The organism is Streptomyces sp. NBC_00376 (assembly GCF_036077095.1).
Classification (GTDB): Bacteria; Actinomycetota; Actinomycetes; order Streptomycetales; family Streptomycetaceae; genus Streptomyces.
Genome location: NZ_CP107961.1, coordinates 110,869 through 135,780, shown reverse-complemented (window position 1 = coordinate 135,780; position 24,912 = coordinate 110,869). Strand labels below are relative to the sequence as shown.

The 24,912-nt window shown below is 71.8% G+C and carries 2 protein-coding genes; both read right to left on the bottom strand.

The window, feature by feature from the left end:
• Positions 1-37 precede the first annotated feature (37 nt).
• Positions 38-14,659: a type I polyketide synthase gene (locus OG842_RS40630; protein ID WP_443064096.1), complete on the bottom strand. Its 14,622-nt coding sequence runs from the start codon at positions 14,657-14,659 to the stop codon at positions 38-40.
• Between the two features lie 49 nt (positions 14,660-14,708).
• Positions 14,709-24,869, bottom strand: coding sequence for a type I polyketide synthase (locus OG842_RS40625; RefSeq protein WP_328512711.1), 10,161 nt, complete (start codon positions 24,867-24,869; stop codon positions 14,709-14,711).
• Positions 24,870-24,912: the final 43 nt, after the last annotated feature.

The window sequence follows — 24,912 nt, the reverse complement described above, 5'->3', positions numbered from 1 at the left end:
GGTGTGGTCCGGCGCGGCCCGGTGCGGTCCGGTGTGGTCAGGAGAGCCCGAGGTCCCTGTCGATCAGATCGAACAGCTCGTCGTTAGTGGCAGATTCGAGTCCCGCCACAGCGCCGTCCCGGTCGGCCGCCGATTCGTCCGTACGCCGGTCCTGGCTGAGCTTCGAGAGCAGGGCTTCGAGCCGCATGACGACCCTGACCCGGCCGATGTCGTCGCTGTCGCGGGCGGCGAGTGCCTGCTCCAGGCGGTCGAGTTCGTCCACCGCCGGAAGGACCTGTTCCGCGGCGGCCGGCAGGATCTCGGCCTTGAGGAGGGCCGCGAGCGCGACCGGTGTCGGGTGGTCGAAGACCATGGTCGCCGGAAGCTTGAGACCGGTGGCCGCGCCGAGCCGGTTGCGCAGTTCGACGGCGGTCAGCGAGTCGAACCCGAGGTCCTGGAAGGCCCGGCGGGCCTCGATGTCCTGGGCCGACGCGTGGCCCAGGACCCCGGCAGTGTGTTCCCGTACCAGGTCCAGAACCAGTTGGTCCTGCTCGGCCTCGGGCAGCTCGGCGAGCTTCGCCCGCAGGGCGGGGACCGAGCCCGATGCCTCGGACGCCACCGCTGCCTGCTGCTCGTTGGCCCTCTTGACCTGCGGGATCTCCCCGATGAGGGGGCGGTCGCCGCTCATCGTGAAGACCGGTGCGAACCGCTCCCAGTCCATGTCCGCGAGGACCACCGCGGCATCCTCGTGGTCGAGGACCTCCTGCAGGGCAATCATGGCGAGTTCGGGCCGCAGCGCCAGCACACCGTGCCGGGTCAGCGCACCCTCTCCCTTGTTCTCGTCGGCGCCCGCGGCCATTCCGCCTTCGGCCCAGGGGCCCCAGGCCACGGCCGTGGCGGGCATCCCGCGGGCCCGGCTCTGCTGAGCAAGTGCGTCGAGATAGGCGTTGGCGGCGGCGTACACACCGTGGTCGCCCACGCCCCAGACACCGGCGACCGAGGTGAAGTAGACCACCGCATCGAGCCCGGCCGGGTCGAGGAGTTCGTCGAAGTGACGGGCCCCGGAGACCTTGCCGTTCGCGACGTAGGCGGCCGCTTCCGGACCGCATTCGGTCAGCGGCGCCAGGAGGCCGACACCGGCGGCGTGCAGGACCGTACGTACGTGGCACCCGTCCGCCGCCAGCCCGTCCAGCAACGCCTTGACGGAATCCCGGTCGGCCACATCGCAGGCCGCAACGGTGACCTTGGCACCGGAGGACTCCAGCTCTTCCTTCAACTCCCGTGCACCAGTGGCCTGTTCGCCGCTCCGACTGGTCAGGACGATGTGCTCGGCATCGTTCGCCGCGAGCCAGCGGGCGACGTGCTTGCCGATGGCCCCGGTGCCGCCGGTGACGATCACGGTGTCGGTGGGGCGCCACTGACGGCGCGCCTTCACTCCTGCGGTGGAGGCGGGGACCAGGCGTCGGGTGAAGACCCCGGACGCACGTACGGCCACCTGGTCCTCGACCCCGCCGCGCGGCGGACCGGCGGCGGCCGTGCGCTGCGCCAGCACGGAGGCCATCCGGTCGAGGGCTCCCGCGTCGGGCGTCTCGGGCAGGTCGACGAGTCCGCCCCAGAACGTGGCGTGTTCGAGGGCCACGACCCGGCCGAGGCCCCACATCTGAGCCTGGACGGGACGTGCGGGTCCATCGGTCTCGCTCACCGCGACGGCGGACCGGGTGACGGACCACAGCGGCGCAACCGACTCCGCCTCGGCCATCGCCCTGACCAGGGCATGGGCCTCCGTGAGACCCGTCGGAAGCACCTCGTACGCACTGTGCGGGCGTTCGTCCATGGCGAGCAGGGACAGCACACCGCCTAGGGGTTGCCCGACCGCCGCCGCAGTACGAAGACGGGCGGCAAGGTCCGGCTCGTCGGCGGGCCGAAGGAGCTCGACCACCGCTCCGTGATCGGTGAGCGCGTCCGCACACGCCCGCACCAGCTCCTCATCGGCGCCCGCAGCGGGGACGACGAGCAGCCAGGTGCCGGTGAGGGTGGGCACGGTCAGCTCGGTGAGCGGCCGCCACACGATCTTGTAGCGCCAGGAGTCGGCAGCCGAACGCTCACGGCTCTCCTGGTGCCAGGTGGAGAGCAGGGGCAGTACGTCGCCGAGCGCGGAGACCCGCGCGTCGTCGCCGCCGAGGTCGAGCGTCTCGGTGAGCGCAGCCAGGTCCGCCTGGTCGACGGCCTGCCAGAAGGCGGCATCGACGGCATTGGCATTGCCATTGGCATCGGTACTGCTGCCGATGCTCTGCTGACCTTCCGGGCTGCCGAAGGACACCTCGGGCCAGTAGTGCTTGTGCTGGAAGGCGTAGGTGGGCAGGTCGACGCGCTGGGCGCCGGTGTTCGCGTAGTACGTCGTCCACTCGATGCGGGTGCCTCGGACGTGGAGTTCGGCGAGGGCGGTGGTGAGCGCTTCGGTTTCGGTGCGGTTCTTGCGCAGGGCGGGTACGAAGCCGGCCTCGTCGTCGGTGACGCAGTCCTGGCCCATGGCGGAGAGGACGCCGCCGGGGCCGAGTTCCAGGTACGTGGTGACGCCCTGGGTCTGCAACTGCCGTACCCCGTCGAGGAAGCGGACCGCCTGGCGGACGTGGTCCACCCAGTAGTCGGCGCTCAGCAGCTCCTCGCCGGCGAGTTCGCCGGTCAGGTTGGAGACGATGGGGAGCTTCGGGGCGTGGAAGGTCAGGTTCTCGGCGATGGTCTTGAACTCGGCGAGCATGGGTTCCATGCGCGGTGAGTGGAAGGCATGGCTGACGCGGAGCCGCTTCGTCTTCCCGAAACCGGACGCGATGGCGAGTACGGCGTCCTCGTCGCCGGAGATGACGACGGAGTCCGGGCCGTTCAGGGCAGCGATCGAGACGCCGTCGACCAGCAGCGGCAGGACCTCTGCCTCGGTGGCCTGGACGGCGACCATCGCTCCGCCGGTGGGCAGCGCCTGCATCAGACGGCCACGCGCCGCGACCAGCGCCGCCGCGTCCTCCAACGACCACACGCCCGCGACGTGGGCGGCGGCCACCTCACCGATGGAGTGGCCGAGGAGGTAGTCCGGGGTGACAGCCCAGTGCTCCAGCAGCCGGAACAGCGCGACCTCAACAGCGAACAGTCCGGCCTGGGTGTAGACGGTCTGGTCGATCAGCTCCGACCCACCGAACACGATGTCCTTGACCGGCTGGTCTAGATGCCGGTCGAGTTCGGCGCACACAGCGTCGAACGCGTCCGCGAACACCGGGTACGCCTCGTACAGCTCACGGCCCATCCCGGCCCGCTGCGAACCCTGACCCGAGAACAAGAAGGCGGTCTCGCCGCCCAGGGCGGTGCCCTTGACCAGCCCGTTCACCGCAGTTCCGCGGGCAAGGCCGCTCAGGGCGGCAACGAGTGCGGCACGGTCGCGGCCCTGGACGACGGCCCGGTGTGCAAGCGCCGCGCGGGTGGTCGCCAGGGAGTAACCCGTGTCGAGCAGGTCGGGTTCGGTGGCGCCGGCCGCGTAGGCACGCAGTTGCTCGGCCTGGGCGCGCAGCGCTTCCTCCGTCATGCCGGACACGGGCCAGGAAACCAGCTGTCCATCGACCTTGTCCGTGCGGACGTCGGTCGGTGTGGGGTCTTGGGTCGGTGCTTCTTCGATGATGACGTGGGCGTTGGTGCCGCTGATACCGAAGGATGAGACGGCGGCGCGGCGGGGGTGTTGTTGGTGGTTCCAGGTGCGGGGTTGGGTGAGGAGTTCGACGGCTCCGGTGGTCCAGTCGACGTGGGTGGAGGGCTGGTCGACGTGGAGGGTGCGGGGCATGATGCCGTGCCGCATCGACATGATCATTTTGATGATGCCGGCGACTCCGGCGGCGGCCTGGGTGTGGCCGATGTTCGACTTGACCGAGCCGAGCCAGAGCGGCCGGTCCTTGGGCCGGTTCTGGCCGTAGGTGGCGAGGAGGGCCTGGGCCTCGATCGGGTCGCCGAGGGTGGTGCCGGTGCCGTGGGCCTCGACGACGTCGACGTCGCTGCCGGTCAGGCCGGCGCTGGTCAGGGCCTGGCGGATGACGCGTTGCTGGGCCGGTCCGTTGGGAGCGGTCAGGCCGTTGGAGGCGCCGTCCTGGTTGATCGCGGAGCCCCGGACGACGGCCAGGACCGGGTGTCCCTTGGCGCGGGCGTCGAACAGGCGCTCGACCAGGAGCATGCCCACGCCCTCGCCCCAGCCCGTGCCGTCCGCCGCTTCCGCGAACGCCTTGACCCGGCCGTCGGTGGCGAGTCCGCCCTGGCGGGAGAACTCGATGAACGCACCCGGTGTCGACATGACCGTCACACCGCCCGCGAGCGCCATCTCGCACTCACCCGACCGCAGTGCCTGCACCGCGAGGTGCAGGGCGACCAGCGAGGCCGAGCAGGCCGTGTCCACCGTCACGGCCGGTCCTTCCAGACCGAACGTGTACGAGATACGACCCGACACCACACTCGCCGCATTGCTGGTCATCGAGAGGCTGTCGGCATCGGTGACACCGAGCAGGAGGGTGGCGTAGTCCTGGCCGTTCGTGCCGGTGAACACACCGGTACGGCTGCCACGAACCGACGCCGGATCGATCCCGGACCGCTCGAACGCCTCCCACGACGTCTCCAGCAGCAGCCGCTGCTGCGGGTCCATGCCGAGGGCCTCGCGCGGCGAGATCCCGAAGAGGGCGGGGTCGAAGTAGCCGGCCTCGTAGAGGAATCCGCCCTGGTCCGTGTACGAGGTGTTGGGCGTGCCGCGCTCCGGGTCGTAGAGCCGCTCCACGTCCCAGCCCCGGTCGACGGGGAAGCCGCCGAGGGCGTCGCGGCCCTCGGCGAGCAGATCCCACAACTGCTCGGGGCTGTTCACACCGCCGGGGAAGCGGCAGCTCATCCCGACGACGGCGATCAGGTCGTCGTCGGCCACGGATCCGGCTCCGGCCGGGGCCGAGCCGTTGCGCGCCGCGCCGTTGGCGGCCGTGGCGTCGTCGTCGCCGAGGAGGCTGGTCCGCAGGTGGTGCGCGAGGGCCTCGGGCGACGGGTGGTCGAACGCGAGGGTCGCCGGCAGGGCCAGCCCGGTCACGGCCTTCAGGCGGTTACGCAGTTCGACCACGGTGAGGGAGTCGAAGCCGAGGTCCTGGAACACCCGGCCCGGCTGCACGGCTTCGGCGGTCGCGTGGCCGAGGACGGCGGCGGCCTCGCCGCGTACCAGCTTGAGCAGAGTCTGGTGCTGTTCGGCCGTGGAGAGGGCCCGCAGCCGGCCGAGGAACGCGGAGCTGGTCTCGTCCTCGCCGTCCCGGGCCCGCTCGACCGCGGCCAGCAGGCTGCGGACCTCCGGAATCTCGGAGATCAGCGGCTGCGGGCGGGCAGCGGTGAAGCGGGGGGTGAACCGGTCCCAGTCGATGTCGGCCATCGCCACGCAGGGCTCGTCGCCGGCCGCCGCGCGCTGCAGGGCGAGCACGGCCAGGTCCGGGTCCATGAGGGGCAGCCCGCGCTTGCGCATCAGCTCGCCGGCCTCGCCGTCGGCCATGCCGCCGCCGCCCCAGGCGCCCCAGGCGATGGAGGTGGCGGCCAGGCCGCGCGAGCGGCGCTGCTGGGCGAGCGCGTCGAGGTGGGCGTTGGCGGCGGCGTAGGCGCCCTGGCCCGCGCTGCCCCAGACACCGGCGCTGGAGGAGAAGAGGACGAACGCGTCCAGCGCGGTGTCTTCGGTGAAGTACGCGTCGAGGAGGGTCGCTCCGCCTGTCTTCGCTCCCAGAACGGCATCGATCTCAAGGTCGGTGAGGTCGGTGACGGCGCGGGTGGGGCCGATGCCCGCGGTGTGCAGAACGGCGGTGATCTTGTCGCCCGCCTCGTGCAGTCCGTCGAGAAGCCAGTACAGGGCCGTGCGGTCGGCGACGTCGCAGGCCGCGATGGTGACCCGTACGTCCATGGCGGTGAGTTCGTCGCGGAGTTCGGCCGCGCCGGGGGCGTCGGTGCCCCGGCGGCTGGTGAGGACGAGGTGCTCGGCGCCGTTGCCGGCCAGCCAGCGGGCGATGCGTCCGCCGAGAGCCCCGGTGCCGCCGGTGACGAGAACGGTCCCCCGTGGGGTCCAGGCCGGTGCCGGCTCGCCGAGCGGTGCCCGCACCAGTCGGCGTACGAAGACCCCGGAGCCGCGGACGGCCAGCTGGTCCTCGTCGTCGATGGCCGCCAGCACCGCGCAGAGGCGGGCGGCGGCGCGGTCGTCGAGTTCCTCCGGGAGGTCGACGAGACCGCCCCAGCGCTGCGGCAGTTCGAGGCCGACGACCCGTCCGAGGCCCCATACGGCGGCCTGCTCGGGGCTGGTGATCCGGTCGGCCGCCCCGACGGAGACGGCTCCCCGGGTCAGGCACCACAGCGGCGCCCGTACGTCCGCGTCGTCCAGCGCCTGGACGAGAACGGCCGTACCGTGCAGGCCCACGAGCGAGACCACACCGTCGGCCGGTGCACCTGCGAGGGTCGCGGCGAGCGAGGACCGGTCGGACAGGACGACACGCGTGACATCGGCACCATGCGCCACGAGTGCAGCGGCGACGGCTTCCGCGTACGGGGCCTCGGCAGCCTCCTCCGGAACGACCAGGAACCAATGGCCCGGCAGTTCGGGGTCGGTGGTCGGGACGGGCTTCCAGGTGATCCTGTACTGCCAGTCGTCCAGCGTGGCGTGGCTGCGCCGCTCGCGCCGCCACTCGGAGAGCAGCGGAAGCACGTTCGCCAGCGAGGCCTGGGTCGTGTCGTCGCCGTCGGCGATGTCGAGGGTGTCGAGCAGCTGAGCAACGTCCGCCCGCTCGACGGCCTCCCAGAAGCTCGCGTCGACCGGGTCGGCGGCAGCCTTGGCCTCGGCCGGAGCGGCAGGCGGCTCGGGCCAGTAGTGCTGGTGCTGGAAGGCGTAGGTGGGCAGGTCGGTGCGCCGGGCGCCGGTGTTGGAGTAGTACGTCAACCAGTCGATGCGGGTGCCTCGGACGTGGAGTTCGGCGAGGGCGGTGGTGAGCGCTTCGGTCTCGGTGCGGTTCTTGCGCAGGGCCGGTACGAAACCGGCGTCCTCCGTCACGCACGCCTGGCCCATCGCGGAGAGGACTCCGCCGGGCCCGAGTTCCAGGTAGGTCGTGATGCCCTGGGTTTCGAGGTGGCGGATGCCGTCGAGGAAGCGGACGGCCTGGCGGACGTGGTCCACCCAGTAGTCGGCGGTCAGCAGTTCCTCGCCGGCGAGTTCGCCGGTCAGGTTGGAGACGATCGGGAGCTTCGGTGCGTGGAAGGTCAGGCCCTCGGCGACCGCCTTGAACTCGGCGAGCATGGGTTCCATGCGCGGCGAGTGGAAGGCATGGCTGACGCGGAGGCGCTTTGTCTTCCCGAAACCGGCAGCGATGGCGAGTACGGCGTCCTCGTCACCCGAGATGACGACGGAGTCCGGACCGTTCAGGGCGGCGATCGAAACTCCGTCTGTGAGGAGCGGCAGGACTTCCGCCTCGGTGGCCTGGATGGCAACCATGGCTCCGCCGGTGGGCAGTGCCTGCATGAGGCGGCCCCGTGCGGCGACCAGCGCCGCCGCGTCCTCCAGGGACCACACGCCCGCGACGTGCGCGGCGGCCAGCTCACCGATGGAGTGGCCGAGGAGGTAGTCCGGGGTGACGCCCCAGTGCTCCAGCAGCCGGAACAGCGCGACCTCAACAGCGAACAGTCCGGCCTGGGTGTAGACGGTCTGGTCGATCAGCTCCGACCCACCGAAGACGATGTCCTTGACCGGCTGGTCGAGATGCCGGTCGAGTTCGGCACACACAGCGTCGAACGCATCGGCGAACACCGGGTACGCCTCGTACAGCTCACGGCCCATCCCGGCCCGCTGCGAACCCTGACCCGAGAACAGGAACGCCGAACGACCACCCCGCACAGCGCCACGCACCACACCCGGCACCGACCGGCCCTCGGACACCGCCCGCAGCAACGCCTCACGGTCCTCACCGACCACCACCGCACGGTGCTCGAACGCCGTACGCGTCACGGCCAGCGAGTAACCCACATCCAGCGCCGACGCCGCACCCACCAGGCCGAGCAACCGCTCCGCCTGACCCGCCAACGCCTCCTCAGACTTCGCCGACAGCACCCACGGCACCACCGGCAACACCGACCCGACAACCGAAGGCTCGACCGCCGCCTCCTCCTGCGCCTGCTCCAAAATCACGTGCGCGTTCGTCCCACTGATCCCGAACGACGACACACCCGCCCGACGCGGGCGATCGCCCACCTCCGGCCACTCCCGCGCCTCCGCCAGCAACTCCACCGCACCCGCCGACCAGTCGACGTGGGTGGAAGGCTCGTCCACGTGCAGGGTCTGGGGCATGACGCCGTGGTGCATGGCCATGACCATCTTGATGATGCCCGCGACACCGGCGGCGGCCTGGGTGTGGCCGAGGTTGGACTTGACGGAGCCGAGCCAGAGCGGCCGGTCCTCCGTGCGTTCCTGGCCGTAGGTGGCGATGAGGGCCTGGGCCTCGATGGGGTCGCCCAGGGAGGTGCCGGTGCCGTGGGCCTCGACGATGTCGACCTGGTCGGCCGAGACCTTGGCATTGGCCAGGGCCTGGCGGATGACGCGCTGCTGCGACGGACCGTTCGGCGCGGTCAGGCCGTTGGACGCGCCGTCCTGGTTGACGGCGGATCCGGCGACGACCGCGAGGACCTGGTGGCCCTTGCGCCGGGCCTCGGAGAGCCGCTCGACCAGCAGAACCCCGACACCCTCGCCCCAGCCCGTACCGTCCGCATCGTCCGAGAACGACTTGCACCGGCCGTTGAAAGCGAGGCCGCCCTGCCTGCTGAACTCGGCGAACGTCGTCGGCGTCGACATGACCGTCACACCGCCCGCGAGCGCCATCTCGCACTCGCCCGACCGCAGCGCCTGGATCGCCCAGTGCAGCGCGACCAGCGACGACGAGCAGGCCGTGTCCACCGTCACCGCCGGGCCCTCCAGACCCAGCGCGTACGCGACACGCCCCGAGACCACGCTGCCCGCATTGCCGGTGCCGAGGTACCCCTCGGTGTCGTCGGCACCGGACAGACGGGTGACGTAGTCGTGGTACATCAGGCCGGCGAAGACGCCGGTACGGCTGCCGCGTACGGTCGCCGGGTCGATTCCGGCCCGCTCCAGCGCCTCCCAGGACGCCTCCAGCAGCAGCCGCTGCTGCGGGTCCATCGCCAGGGCTTCGCGCGGGCTGATCCCGAAGAAGTCGGCGTCGAAGCCGGGGGCGCCGTAGAGGAACCCGCCCTCCAGCGTCAGCGACCTGCCGTCCTCGTCGTGCCGGGGGCCATCGCCGTAAAGGCTGTCCAGGTCCCAGCCGCGGTCGGTGGGGAAGGCTGAGATGCCGTCGGTGCCGGTGGCGACGAGGTTCCAGAGGTCTTCGGGGGAGGTGATGTTGCCGGGGTAGCGGCAGGCCATGCCGACGATGGCGATGGGTTCGTCGTCGCCGGCAGTGGTCGTGGCCGTCGTGTTCGTGGTGGTGGTTTCGCCGGAGAGTTCGTCGGTGAGGTGGTCGGCGAGTTGTCCGGCGGAGGGGTAGTCGAAGACGAGGGTGGCCGGGAGGCGCAGGCCGGTGACGGTGTTGAGGCGGTTGCGGAGTTCGACGGCGGTGAGGGAGTCGAAGCCCAGCTCGGTGAAGGCGCGTTCGGCCGGGACCGCGTCGCCGGACGTGTGGCCGAGGACGGCCGCGACCTCGCCTCGCACGGTGTCCAGGATCAGCTGGGTGCGCTCGTCGGTGCCGAGGGTCAGCAGGCGTTGCACGAGCGCGGAGGACTGACCGCTGCCGGCCCGCGCCGCACGACGATGCGTCGTACGGATCAGACCACGCAGCAGATGCGGAACGACCGGGGCCTTGCGCAGCACACCGAGGTCCAACCGGACCGGGGCAAGAACCGCCTCGTCAGCTCCGAAGGCCTGGTCGAAGAGCGCCAGCCCCTCCTCGACCGACAGTGGCGGGATGCCGCCGCGCCGCATGCGCGCGATGTCGGCCGCGTCGAGGCGACCTGCCATACCGCCCTCGGCCCAGGGGCCCCAGGCGAGGGAGGTGGCGGGCAGGCCCTGGGCGTGGCGTATGGAGGCCAGGGCGTCGAGGAAGGCGTTCGCGGCGGCGTAGTTGGCCTGGCCCGCGGAGCCCAGGACACCGGCGGCCGAGGAGAACAGCACGAAGAACGACAGATCGAGACCGGCCGTGAGCTCGTGGAGATACCAGGCCGCGTCGGCCTTGGGACGCAGAACACCCGCGACCCGCTCCGGGGTCAACGACTCCAGCACACCGTCGTCCACGACACCCGCGGCATGCACCACACCCGCCAGACCGCCCTCCCGGACGATCCCGGAAACCACACCCTCCAGCGCATCCCGGTCCGTGACATCACACTCCACCCACCGGACCGACGCCCCCAACCCCTCCAGCTCCGCGACCAGCCCGGTCCCCGCACGCCGCGACACCAGCACCAGATCCCGCACACCCCGCACCGTCACCAGATGACGCGCCACCAACCCACCCAGCGCACCACCCGCACCCGTGACCAGAACCGCACCCGCAACACCCGCAACGTCCGCACCAGCAACGTCCGCCCCGGCAACGTCCGCGCCGGCAGGCTCAGCAACCCGCCCCAACCGGGGCACCAGCACCTCACCCCCACGAACCGCCACCTGCGGCTCACCCAGACCAACCAGACCCGCAACCCCATCAAACCCCGCGGGATCACCCTCCACATCAACAAGAACAATCCGCTCCGGATGCTCCGACTGCGCCGAACGCACCAGCCCCCACACCGCAGCCGCACCAAGATCCGAAACCTCACCCACCGCACCACACGTCACCACCACCAGACGGGCGGACGACTCGTCGGTCAGCCGGCGCTGAAGCCGGGCGAGCACCTCGGTGACACGACCGTGGACATCCGCAACCACATCGGCGTCGGCATCAGGGCCAGGAACAGCCAGAACATCGAACTCCCCCACCGGATCGGCGACCGGGGCTGTCGGAGCCGGCACCCAGTCCAGCCGGAACAGCGAGTCGGAGCCCTCGCGCGGCGAAGCCCCTTCGATCTGTTCGGCCGTCACCGGCCGCAGGACGAGCGCGTCGACGCGCCCGACGGGGGCTCCGGTACCGTCGGCGAGGTCCAGCGCCACCGCGCCGCTCCGGCCTTCCGAGATCCGGACGCGCAGTACGGGCGAGCCGACTGCGGACAGGCTCACACCGGTCCAGACGAACGGCAGCCCCGGGCCCTCAAGACCGCCCAGGCCACCGCTCGCCCCGATGGCGTGCAGGGCGGAGTCGAGAAGCGCCGGGTGCAGACCGAACCGGCCCGCCTCGTCCCAGAGGTCCTGGTCGAGGGCGACCTCGGCGAACACCTCGTCCCCGCGCCGCCACACCGCCCGCAGGCCCTGGAAGACGGGCCCGTAGCCGAACCCGGCACCGGCCATGTCCTCGTACAGTCCGCCGGTCTCGACGACCACCGCATCGCGCGGCGGCCACTCGGCGAGCCCGACAGCGGGGTGCGCGACGGCCTCGGCGGCAACGACACCGGACGCGTGCAGAGTCCAGGTCTCGTCCTCGACGCTGCTGGCCGGGCTGGAGTGGATGGCGACCGGACGGCGGCCGTCCTCGGCCCCGGCACCCACGACGACCTGGAGGATCACGGCACCACGCTCGGGCAGAACCAGCGGCGCCTGGATGGTGAGTTCGTCGAGCACCGCACAGCCGACGCGCTCACCGGCATGCAGCGCAAGCTCGACGAACGCGGTGCCGGGCAGCAGGACGGAGCCGAAGACTGCGTGGTCGGCGAGCCACGGGTGCGAGTCCAGCGAAAGCCGGCTGGTGAAGAGGGAGACGGCCTCGCCCGCGAGCGCGACCGAGCCCACGAGCAGCGGATGCTCGGAAGAGCTCAGACCGACGCTGGTCAGATCACCGGCCGGGACGGAGTTCTTGGGCCAGTAGTGCTGGTGCTGGAAGGCGTAGGTGGGCAGGTCGACGCACTGGGCACCGGTGTTGGCGTAGTACGCGGCCCAGTCGACGGAGGCGCCGTGCGCATGCAGCTCCGCCACGGCGGTGGTCAGCGCCTCGGTCTCGGTACGGTCCTTGCGCAGGGCCGGTACGAAGCCGGCCTCGTCGTCGGTGACACAGGACTGGCCCATCGCGGAAAGGACACCGCCGGGACCGAGCTCCAGATACGTCGTGACGCCCTGGGCCTCCAACTGCCGTACCCCATCGAGGAAACGGACCGCCTGGCGGACGTGGTCCACCCAGTACTCGGCGGTCAGCAGCTCCTCACCCGCGAGTTCGCCGGTCAGGTTGGAGACGATGGGGAGCTTCGGGGCGTGGAAGGTCAGGCCCTCGGCGACCGCCTTGAACTCGGCGAGCATGGGCTCCATGCGCGGCGAGTGGAAGGCATGGCTGACCCGCAGCCGCTTCGTCTTCGCGAAGCCCGACGCGATGGCGAGTACGGCGTCCTCGTCACCCGAGATGACGACGGAGTCCGGACCGTTCACAGCGGCGATCGAGACGCCGTCGACCAGCAGCGGCAGGACCTCCGCCTCCGTCGCCTGGACGGCGACCATCGCCCCGCCCGTCGGGAGCGCCTGCATCAGACGACCACGCGCGGCAACGAGCGCCGCCGCGTCCTCCAACGACCACACACCCGCCACATGCGCAGCGGCCAGCTCACCGATCGAGTGCCCCAGGAGGTAGTCGGGGGTGACACCCCAGTGCTCCAGCAGCCGGAACAGCGCGACCTCAACAGCGAACAACCCCGCCTGCGTGTACACGGTCTGGTCGATCAGCTCCGACCCACCGAACACGATGTCCTTGACCGACTCGTCCAAGTGCCGGTCCAACTCCGCGCACACCGCGTCGAAGGCATCGGCGAACACCGGGTACGCCTCGTACAGCTCACGGCCCATCCCGGCCCGCTGCGAACCCTGACCCGAGAACAAGAACGCCGAACGACCGGCCGCGCCCACAACACCCCGCACCCTGCCGTCGGCGATCGCCTCCAGGCCGCGGACGAAGTCCTCGTGCGTGCCGCCGACCACCACCGCGCGGTGCTCGAAGCGTGCCCGTGTCAGGGCGAGCGAGTAACCGATGTCCAGCGGCGACGCCTGACCCACTCGGGCCAGCAGCCGTTCCGCCTGAGCCGCCAGCGCCTCCCCCGACTTGGCCGAAAGCACCCAAGGCACCACCGGCACCACCGACTCGACAACAGGAGTCTCGACCGGATCCTCCTGCGCCTGCTCCAGGATCACGTGCGCGTTCGTCCCGCTCACGCCGAAGGAGGAGACGGCGGCACGGCGCGGCCGCTCCCCCGTCCCGGGCCACTCCCGGGCGTCGGTCAGCAGCTCCACCGCGCCCGCCTCCCAGTCCACCTGGGAGGTCGGCCGGTCGGCGTGGAGGGTTCGGGGCATGACGCCGTGGCGCATGGCCATGACCATCTTGATGATGCCCGCGACACCTGCAGCGGCCTGGGTGTGGCCGATGTTCGACTTCAGGGAGCCCAGCCACAGCGGTCGGCCTTCCGCCCGTTCCTGGCCGTACGTGTTGATCAGCGCCTGGGCCTCGATCGGGTCGCCCAGGGTGGTGCCGGTGCCGTGGGCCTCGACGACGTCGATGTCGGCGGCGGAGACGCGCGCGTTGGCCAGGGCCTGGCGGATCACCCGCTGCTGCGACGGACCGTTCGGAGCGGTCAGGCCGCTGCTGGCGCCGTCCTGGTTGACGGCCGAGCCGCGGATCACCGCGAGGATCCGGTGGCCGTTGCGGCGGGCGTCCGAGAGCTTCTCGACGAGGAGCATGCCGACGCCCTCGGACCAGCCGGTGCCGTCCGCGTCGTCCGAGAAGGACTTGCAGCGACCGTCGAAGGAGAGGCCGTCCTGACGGCTGAAGTCGACGAAGGTGCCCGGCGTCGACATGACGGTCACGCCGCCCGCCAGCGCCATGGAGCACTCGCCCGAACGCAGCGCCTGGATCGCCATGTGCAGGGCGACCAGCGACGACGAGCAGGCCGTGTCCACCGTAACGGCCGGGCCCTCCAGGCCCAGGGTGTAGGCGATGCGGCCGGTCACGACGCTGCCGGAGGTGCCGGTGCCCAGGTAGCCTTCGACGCCCTCGGGGAGGGACTGCATGAGCGTCAGGTAGTCGTGGTACATCAGGCCTGCGAAGACGCCCGTACGGCTGCCCTTGACCGTGGCAGGGTCGATGCCCGCGCGCTCGAACACCTCCCAGGACGCTTCGAGCAGCAGCCGCTGCTGCGGGTCCATCGCCAGGGCTTCGCGCGGCGAGATCCCGAAGAAGCCGGGGTCGAACTCGGTGGCGCCGTCCAGGAAGCCGCCGGCCCATGCGTTGGACGTGCCCGCCTCGTCGACGCCGAACAGCCGCTCGACGTCCCATTCCCGGTCGGTCGGGAACTCCGAGATTCCGTCGCCGCCGTTCTCGACGAGCCGCCACAGGTCCTCGGGGGAGCCGATGCCTCCCGGGTAGCGGCAGCTCATTCCGACGATGGCGATGGGCTCGCGGTCCCGGTCCTCGAATTCACGCAGCCGGGTACGGGCCTCCCGCAGATCCGCCGTGGCGCGCTTGAGGTACTCGAGGAACTTTTCCTCGTTCGACATGACGTGGCACTCCTTGAGAGCGAGGCGGGGGCGGCGCAGGGGGCGCGGAAGTCCCCGCGCCGGTCGACGCGGGGACGATCACGAGGGGTCAGGAAAGTCCCAGCTCGCCGTCGAGAAGGTCGAAGAGCTCGTCCGCGGTCGCGGATTCGAGGTCGGTCGTGTCGTCCTGGCCGTCACCGGCCGTGGGCCGGCTGTCGGTCCAGGCCGAGAGCAGACCGCGCAGGCGTTCCGTGACCTGGGAACGGTCGTCGTCGTCCGCGGGGACGACGGCCAGCGAGGCTTCGATCCGGTCCAGTTCGCTGAGCAGCGCGAGGGCGGACACCTTGGTCTCCGAGGCGAGTTCCTCGGAGAGGTGGCGGGCCAGCGCCTCCGGCGACGGGTGGTCGAAGATCAGGGTGGCCGCCAGTTTGAGGCCGGTGACCTGGTTGATCCGGTTGCGGAGTTCGACGGCCGTGAGGGAGTCGAAGCCGATCTCCAGGAAGCCCCTGCTCACCTCGACCACGGCGGACGAGGAGTGGCCGAGCACGGTGGCGATCGCCTCGCGGACCACGTCGAGCACGGCGCGGTAGCGCTCGTCGTCGGTGTGCCGGGACAGTTGCTCCTTGAGGGACGCCGCCGTTTCGGCACCGGGCCGGCCGGCCGCGGCCTGCGGACGGGTGGCCGTACGGAAGTACGGGCGCAGCAGTGGCGGCAGCATGTCGGCGCGTACCTGCGACTCGTTCGGGGTCAGCCGGGTGAGGAGCAGGTGCGGTTCGGTGGCGCGGGCGGCGGCGTCGAAGAGGCCGAGGCCCTGCTCCGCGGAGAGCGGGGTCATGCCCGCCCGGCTCATGCGGGCGATGTCGCCCGCGCCGAGCTCGCCGAGCATGCCGCCCTCGCCCCAGGGCCCCCAGGCGAGCGAGGTGGCGGGCAGGCCCTGGGCACGGCGTACGGCGGCCAGGGCGTCCAGGAAGGCGTTGGCCGCCGCGTAGTTGGCCTGGCCGGGTCCGCCGAAGGTTCCGGCGGCGGAGGAGTACAGGGCGAAGAAGGACAGGTCGAGGTGGGCGGTGAGTTCGTGCAGGTGCCAGCCCGCGTCGGCCTTGGGCCGCAGCACGTCCGTGATCCGTTCGGGGGTGAGGGATTCGAGGACGCCGTCGTCCACGACACCGGCCGCGTGCACGACGCCGGCCAGGCCGCCGTCCTGCGCGGCGATCTCGTCGATGACCGCTGCGAGCGCGGCGCGGTCGCCCGCGTCGCAGGTCACCCAGCGGGCGGTGGCGCCGAGGCTCTCGATTTCCGCGATGAGTCCGGGGCCGTCGGGGCCGCCGCCGGGACGGCGGGCGGCGAGTACGAGGTTCCGTGCGCCCCACGTCTCGACGAGGTGGCGGGCCACCAGGCCGCCGAGGCCGCCGCTCGCGCCGGTGACGAGCACCGCACCGTCGACGGCGGGGAGCGGCTGGGCGTCCGGGTCCGGGTCCGTGACGCGTGCCAGGCGCGGTACGTACACCTCGCCGGCGCGGACCGCGGCCTGCTGCTCGCCGGAGGCCGCGAGAGCGGCGAGGAAGTCGTGACCCTCGACGGAGTCGTCGAGGTCGACCAGGCCGATCCGGTGCGGGTGTTCGGACTGGGCGGAGCGCACCAGGCCCCAGACCGCGGCCGCGGCCAGGTCCGAGACCTCGGAGCCGCCTGCGGCCACCGCGCCGCGGGTCACGACGACCAGGCGCGCCCGGTCGTCGTGGTCGGCGCCCAGCCAGTCCTGCAGCCGGTTCAGGACGTCGGACACCCGCTCATGCACGCCGGACACCACGTCGGTGCCGGTTACGGAGCCGAGCGCGGGCACTTCGAGGACCGTCACGACGTCGGCGTCGGCGTCGGCGTCGGCATCGGCATCGGCATCGGCATCGGCATCGGCAGAAGTGGAGGCAGAGGTGGGGACACCGGCGGGCGTCCATTCCAGGCGGAACAGCGAGTCGGAGCCGCCCTGGGAGGGCGGCGCCAGCTGTCCGGCGCTCAGCGGGCGCATGACGAGGGAGTCGATCCGCGCGACCGGGGAGCCGGCCGCATCGGCCAGATCGAGCGATACGGCTCCGCTGTCGGCGGTGGTGATCCGCACCCGCAGCACCGGCGAGCCGACCGCGTACACGCTCACGCCGGTCCAGGCGAAGGGCAGTTGGCCGCCCTCGGCGAGGGAGCCGCCGCTGACCCCGATGGCGTGCAGGGCGGAGTCGAGCAACGCCGGGTGCAACCCGAAGCGGCCCGCCTCGTCCCACACGTCCTCGGGCAGTGCCACCTCGGCGAAGACCTCGTCCTTGCCGCGCCACACCGCTCGCAGGCCCTGGAAGACGGGCCCGTATCCGTAGCCGATCCCGTTCATGAAGTCGTACACGCCGTCGACCGGTACCGGCTCCGCTTCCTGCGGCGGCCATGCCGTCAGGGCCAGGCCGGCCTGGCCGGCGGTGTCGGTCACGAGTACGCCGCTCGCGTGCCGCGTCCAGCGGGCCGCGGCTTCATGAGCCGGACGGGAGTGGATCTCCAGCGGGCGTCGGCCGTCCTCGGCGGGACCGGCCCACAGCTGGAGGACGACGGCGTCCGCGGTGCCCAGGACGAGCGGGGCGGCGATGGTCAGTTCCTCGACGCGGTCGCAGCCCGCCTCGGCCGCGGCATGAGCGGCGAGATCGACGAACGCGGCACCGGGCAGCAACACCGTGCCCATGACCGCGTGGTCGGCGAGCCAGGGGTGGGTGTCGAGCCCGATCCGGCCGCTGAGCAGCAGCCCGTCCGATCCGGCGATGCTGACGGAAGCGTCGAGGAAGGGGTGCTCCGTGGTTCCCATGCCCATCTGGCTGAGGTCGCCGAGTGCAGGTCCCGAGGAGCGAAGCCAGTAGTGCTCGTGCTGGAAGGCGTAGGTGGGCAGGCCGACGCGCCGGGCGCCGGTGTTGGCGTAGTACGCGGCCCAGTCGACGGAGGCGCCGTGCGCATACAGCTCCGCCACGGCGGTGGTCAGCGCTTCGGTCTCGGTACGGTCCTTGCGCAGGGCCGGTACGAAGCCGGCCTCGTCGTCGGTGACGCAGTCCTGGCCCATGGCGGAGAGGACACCGCCGGGGCCGAGCTCCAGGTACGTGGTGACGCCCTGGGCCTCCAACTGGCGTACGCCGTCAAGGTAACGGACCGCCTGGCGGACATGCTCCACCCAGTAGCCGGCCGTCAGCAGCTCCTCGCCTGCGACCTCACCCGTGAGGTTGGAGACGATCGGGAACTTCGGTGCGTGGAAGGTCAGGTTGTCCGCGACCGCCTTGAACTCAGCGAGCATGGGCTCCATGCGCGGCGAGTGGAACGCGTGACTGACGCGGAGCCGCTTCGTCTTCGCGAAGCCCGACGCGATGGCGAGTACGGCGTCCTCGTCGCCCGAGATGACGACGGAATCCGGGCCGTTCAGAGCGGCGATCGAGACGTCCCCGGTGAGGAGCGGCAGGACCTCTGCCTCCGTGGCCTGGACAGCGACCATCGCCCCGCCGGTCGGCAGCGCCTGCATCAGACGACCACGCGCGGCGACCAGCGCTGCCGCGTCCTCCAGGGACCAGACGCCCGCGACATGGGCGGCGGCCAGCTCACCGATCGAGTGGCCGAGCAAGTAATCGGGGGTGACCCCCCACTGCTCCAGCAGCCTGAACAGGGAGACCTCAACAGCGAACAGGCCCGCCTGGGTGTACACGGTCTGATCGATCAGCTCCGACCCACCGAACACCACATCCCTGACCGACTGGTCGAGATGCCGGTCCAACTCGGCACACACCGCGTCGAAGGCATCGGCGAACACCGGGTACGCCTCGTACAGCTCACGGCCCATCCCGGCCCGCTGCGAACCCTGACCCGAGAACAGGAACGCCGAACGACCACCCTGGACCGACCCACGCACCACACCCGGGGCCGGTATGCCTGCGGCGATCGCCTTCAGTCCGGTGAGGAACTTCTCCCGGTCGCCCGCGACGACGACGGCGCGGTGCTCCAGATGTGCGCGGCCCGTGGCCAGCGACCAGGCGGTGTCCAGCGGCGCCGGATCGGCGGACGTCTGCCCGCTCACCTGCTCCGCGAGCAGTTCCGCCTGTGCTCGCAGGGCGCTCTCCCCGCGGCCGGACAAGACCCACGGCACGGTGGCCGGGGCCGGTCGGCCGGGGGTCGTCGCGCCTGCGGTGCCGTGCGCGACGGCCGGCGGTTCCTCGAGGATGGTGTGGGCGTTGGTGCCGCTGACCCCGAAGGAGGACACTCCCGCGCGGCGCGGCCGCTCCTCGGTGGCCGGCCATTCGCGGGCCTCGGTGAGCAGTTCCACCGCGCCCGCCGACCAGTCCACCTCGGTGGACGGCGTATCGACGTGGAGGGTCCGGGGCAGCACCCCGTGACGCATCGCCATGACCATCTTGATGATGCTCGCGACACCCGCCGCAGCCTGCGTGTGACCGATGTTCGACTTCAGGGACCCCAGCCACAGCGGCCGGTCCTCCGCCCGCTCCTGTCCGTAGGTGGCGAGCAGCGCCTGGGCCTCGATGGGGTCGCCCAGGGTGGTGCCGGTGCCGTGGGCCTCGACGACGTCGATGTCGGCGGCGCTCAGGCCGGAGCCGGCGAGGGCCTGGCGGATCACGCGTTGCTGGGCCGGGCCGTTGGGGGCGGTCAGGCCGTTGGACGCACCGTCCTGATTGATCGCCGAGCCCCGTACGACCGCGAGAACGTCGTGGCCGTTGCGTACGGCGTCCGAGAGCCGCTCGACGAGCAGGACCCCGACGCCCTCGCCCCAGCCGGTGCCGTCCGCCGCGTCCGCGAACGCCTTGACGCGGCCGTCTCCGGCGAGCCCGCCCTGTCGGCTGAACTCGGCGAAGACCGTACCGGTCGCCATCACGGCGACACCGCCGACGAGGGCGGCCGAGCATTCACCGCCGCGCAGGGCCTGGACTGCCATGTGCAGGGCGACCAGTGAGGACGAGCAGGCCGTGTCGACCGTCACCGCCGGGCCCTCCAGGCCCAGCGTGTAGGAGACCCGGCCGGAGAGCACCGCGGTGGCCGTGCCGGTCATGAGGTAGCCCTCGGTGCCCTCGGGGGTACGGGTGACATCGCTGCCGTAGCCCTGCGAGGAGGCGCCGATGTACACGCCGGTGCGGCTGCCCCGCATCGATGAGGGGTCGATCCCGGACCGTTCGAGGGCCTCCCAGGAGGCTTCGAGCAGCAGCCGCTGCTGCGGGTCCATGGCCAGGGCCTCGCGCGGGTTGATGCCGAAGAACCCGGCGTCGAAGTCGCCCGCACCGGCGAGCCAGCCGCCCGCGGCCACCGGCCGGTCGGCCGTGTCGCTGCCCGGCCAGCCCCGGTCGGCGGGGATGTCGCCCACGGTGTCGATGCCGTGGGCGACCACGCGCCAGAGGTCCTCCGGGGAGTTCGCGCCGCCCGGGAAGCGGCAGCTCATGCCGACGATGACGACCGGGTCCTCGTCCGGTCCCGCCCCGGTCGGGGACAGTGCTGTGGAGTGCGCCGTGGACTGATCGGCGGACGGGTCCCCGGCCGGCTCGTCGAGGACCAGGGTGAGGAGGTGACCGGCGAGCTCCGCGACCGTGGGGTGGTCGAAGACGAGGGTGGCGGGCAGGCGCAGGCCGCTGGCGGTGTTCAGGCGGTTGCGTACGTCCACGGCGGTCAGCGAGTCGAAGCCGAGTTCGCGGAAGGGGCGCGAGGTGTCGAGCGGACCCGCGTCGGCGTAGCCGAGGACTGCGGCGGCCTCGCCGCGTACCAGTTCCACCATCCGGTTGCGCTGCTCGGCCGGGGTCAGCCCGGCGAGCCGGCGCTGGAGGGCGGAGGTGACGCCCGATTCGGCGCCGCCCGCCTCGGCCTCGGCCTCGTCGAGGATCTCCCGTACCTCGGGAAGGTCTTCGAGGAGCGGGCTGCGGCGCGCCACGGTGAAGGAAGGGACGAAGCGGTCCCAGCGGATGTCGGCGACGGTCAGGGTGGTCTCGCCGTGCTCGACGGCCTGGCGCATCGCGTTGATCGTCAGGTCGGGGTCCATGACCGGCAGACCGCGGCGGCTGAGCAGTTGCTCCGCCTCGCCCTTGGCCATGCCGGCGCCGCCCCAGGCGCCCCAGGAGACGGCGGTGGCGGTGCGGCCGCGGGCGCGGCGGTCCGCGGCGAAGGCATCGAGGTAGGTGTTGGCCGCGGCGTAGGCGCCCTGGCCGCCGCTTCCCCAGATGCCGGAGATCGACGAGAAGACGACGAAGGCGTCGAGCGGGTCGTCGCCGAGTGCGTGGTCGAGGTTGCGTGCGCCGGCCGCCTTGGCGGTGATGACATCGGCGAACGTGGGGTGGTCGGTGTCCTCGATGGAGCTGAGCTGGCTCACGCCTGCCGTGTGGATGACCGCGGTGACGGGGTCTCCCTGGCTGCGCAGGCCGGCGACGAGGTTCTCGACGGCGGTGCGGTCGCTCACATCGCAGGCGGCGATCGTGGCGCGGACGCCCTTGGCGGTGAGTTCGGCCTCCAGTTCGGCGGCGCCGGGTGCGGCGGGGCCCCGCCGGCTGGTCAGGACGAGGTGTTCGGCGCCCTGGTCCGCGAGCCAGCGGGCGATGAACGTGCCGAGGGCTCCCGTGCCGCCGGTGATCAGGATGGTGCCCCGGGGGTTCCAGGACTGTACGGGCTCGCCGAAGGGGGCGCGGACGAGGCGGCGGGCGAAGACGCCGGAGGCGCGTACGGCGACCTGGTCCTCGTCGCCGGTGGTGCCCAGGATTCCGGCGACCCGCGCGAGGGCTCGGTCGTCGAGGACGGCGGGCAGATCGATCTGGCCGCCCCACCAGCCCGGGTGTTCCAGGCCGACCACACGGCCGAAGCCGGTGACGGTCGCCTGCGCCGGGTCGGCCGGCGGGTCCGACCTGCCGACGGCCACGGCGCCGCGTGTGACAGTCCACAGCGGAGCCGGACCCGCGGCCTCGATCAGGAACTTGACCAGGTCGACGGTGGCGATGAGACCGCCCGGCAGGGCCGTGAACTCGGCGTGCGGGGTCTCGTCCAGACCGACGAGCGAGACGATCCCGTCGATGTCCGGCAGACCGGCGTCGGGGAGACCTCGGAGCGTCGTACGAACGATCTCGGCGCCGTGCCGGGCCAGGCCGTCCGCGAGGGTGTCCGCGAGTTCGGCGTCGCCGTCGGCCGGGTTCTCGGGCACGACGAGCAGCCAGCGGCCGGGGAGGGCGGCCTCGGTGGTCGAGGGGACGGGCTTCCAGGTGACGCGGTAGCGCCAGGAGTCGATGGTCGAGCGCTCCTGGCGGCTGCGGCGCCAGGAGGTGAGCGCGGGGAGAGCCGCGCGCAGCGGCTCGGTGTCGGCGCCGTCCAGGGCACCGGCGAGGGCTTCGAGGTTGCCCTGCTCGATGGCCTGCCAGAAGCGGGCCTCGTCCGGGTCGACGCTCTGCGCGGCCGCGACGGTGGCTCCGTACTGGAACTCGGGCCAGTAGCGGGTGCGTTGGAAGGCGTAGGTGGGGAGGGCGACGCGGGTGGCGCCGGTCCCGAAGACGGTCGTCCAGTCGACGTCGACACCGTGGCAGTGCGCCTCGGAGAGGGACATCAGCAGCCGCTGCGCCTCGTCCTCGTCACGACGCAGCGTGCCGATCGTTGCCGCGTCACTGCCGGCGTCATCGATGGTGCCCTGGAGGCCGATCGTGAGGACCGGGTGCGGGCTGACCTCGATGAAGACCGTGTGACCGTCCGCGAGAGCGGTACGGGTGGCCTGCTCGAACTCGACCGTCTCGCGGAGGTTGTTGTACCAGTACCCGGCACCCATCTCCGTACCGTCGAGCAAACCGCCCGTGAGCGACGAGTACAGGGCCGTGTCACCGGACTGCGGAGCGATACCCGCCAGCAGCTTCGCCAGCTCCGTCTCGATCTCCTCGACGTACGCGGAGTGGGAGGCGTAGTCGACATCGATCCTGCGGGCGCGGATCTCGTTGGCCTGGCAATCGGTGACCAGCTCGCCCAGAGCCTCCGGATCACCCGAAACAACCACGGACGAAGGGCCGTTGACGGCAGCGATGGAGATCCGCCCGTCCCACGCCGCGATCTTCTCCCGCACCCAGGCAGCAGGCTGGGCCACCGACACCATGCCACCACGGCCCGCGAGCGCGATGATCGCCCGGCTGCGCAGGGCAACGACCTTCGCCGCATCGCCCAGGGTCAAGATGCCCGCGACCGCCGCAGCGGCGATCTCACCCTGCGAGTGACCGATGACCGCCGCCGGACGGACCCCGAACGACCGCCACACCTCGGCGAGGGACACCATCACGGCCCACAGCACGGGCTGGACGACGTCCACCCGGTCGAGGCCGGGAGCACCTGAGGCCCCACGTACGACGTCCAGCAGCGACCAGTCGACGTACGGCTCCAACGCCGCCGCACACTCCGCCATCCGCGCCGCGAACACCGGCGAGGACTCCAGCAACCCCACCGCCATCCCGAACCACTGCGCACCCTGACCCGGGAACACGAACACCGGACGGGAACTGCGCCCGGCGGTCCCGCTCACCACGGCGGCGGAGGGTGTGCCCTCGGCAAGGGACTCCAGGGCGGCGAGGAAGTCCGCATGCTCACCGGCCACCACGGCCGCCCGGTGGTTGAACGCCGTCCGGGTCAGGGCGAGGGAGTGGCCGATGTCCGCGAGCGGAATGTCGAAGTGGTCGCGGAGGTGCGCGTGGAGGCGCTCGGCCTGGGCGGCCAGGGCCTGTTCGGTCTTGGCCGACAGCACCCACGGTACGGCGGGGGTGCGCAGGGCCGGGGCCCTGGATGCTTCGTCCGAAGCTCCATCAGTGGCTCCACCAGCGGCTTCGGCGTTCGCTTCGCCCGCCGTACCGTCCGCCGCACCCTCCGCCGACTGGGCGACGGTCTCCGGGGCCTGCTCGATGAGGATGTGTGCGTTGGTGCCGCTCATTCCGAACGAGGACACGCCGGCCCGGCGCGGCGCACCGGTCGCGGGCCAGGTGCGGGCCTCCGTGAGCAGCTCGACGGCACCTGCGGACCAGTCGACGTGCGGCGAGGGCTCGTCGGCGTGGAGGGTCTGCGGCAGGACGCCGTGCCGCATGGCCATCACCATCTTGATGACCCCGCCGACACCGGCGGCGCCCTGGGTGTGGCCGATGTTCGACTTCAGCGAGCCGAGCCACAGCGGGCGGTCCTCGGGCCGGTTCTGGCCGTAGGTCGCCAGCAGCGCCTCGGCCTCGATCGGGTCGCCCAGCCTCGTACCCGTGCCGTGTGCCTCGACGACGTCGACATCGGCGGTGGTCAGGCGGGCGTTGGCGAGGGCATCGAGGATGACGCGCTGCTGGGAGGGGCCGTTGGGGGCGGTCAGGCCGTTGGAGGCGCCGTCCTGGTTGACGGCGGAGCCGCGTACGACGGCGAGGATGTCGTGGCCGTTGCGGCGGGCGTCGGAGAGCCGTTCCAGCAGCAGGATCCCGACGCCCTCGCTCCAGCCGGTTCCGTCCGCGGCGGCGGAGAACGCCTTGCAGCGGGCGTCGGCGGCGAGGCCGCCCTGCTCGCTGAAGCCGCCGAAGGCGCTGGGCGTCGACATGATGGTCGCGCCGCCGGCCAGGGCGAGCGTGCATTCGCCGTTGCGCAGGGCCTGGGCGGCGAGGTGGATGTTCACGAGGGAGGTCGAGCAGGCCGTGTCGACGGACACGGCGGGGCCTTCGAGGCCGAGCGTGTAGGCGATGCGGCCGGAGACGACGCTTGCCGCCGTGCCGGTGAGGATGTAGCCCTCGGTGCCCGCGGGGGGCGGGGCCAGCAGATGGGAGTAGTCCTGGCCGGTGGTTCCGGTGAACACGCCGGTGCGGCTGCCCGCGAGGGAGTCGGGGGTGATCCCGGCGGTCTCCAGGGCTTCCCAGGCGCACTCCAGTAGCAGCCGCTGCTGCGGGTCCATGGCGAGGGCCTCGCGCGGCGAGATGCCGAAGAACGCCGGGTCGAAGTCGGTGGCGTCGTAGATGAAGCCGCCTTCCTCGCGGAAGGAAGCGCCCTCCTGGGGCCCGGAGCCCGTGTCGCCACGGCTCCATCCCCGGTCCTCGGGGAAGTCCGACACCGCGTCGATGCCGGAGTCGACCAGCTGCCACAGCTGTTCGGGGTTCCGTACACCGCCCGGATACCGGCAGCTCATGGCGACGACGGCAATAGGCTCGCTGTCGCGGGCCTCCACTTCCCGCAGGCGCTGACGTGTCTGGTGCAGGTCCGCCGCAACCAGCTTCAGGTAATCCCGAAGCGTCTCTTCGTTCGCCATTCATCCCCACCCTGGGCAGCAGCCAGCGCATCGCGTCTTTGGG

What these genes read in the sequence shown, in the direction of transcription:
- OG842_RS40625 (WP_328512711.1), bottom strand. Translation starts at nt 24,869, where the DNA reads ATGGCGAACGAAGAGACGCTTCGGGATTACCTGAAGCTGGTTGCGGCG.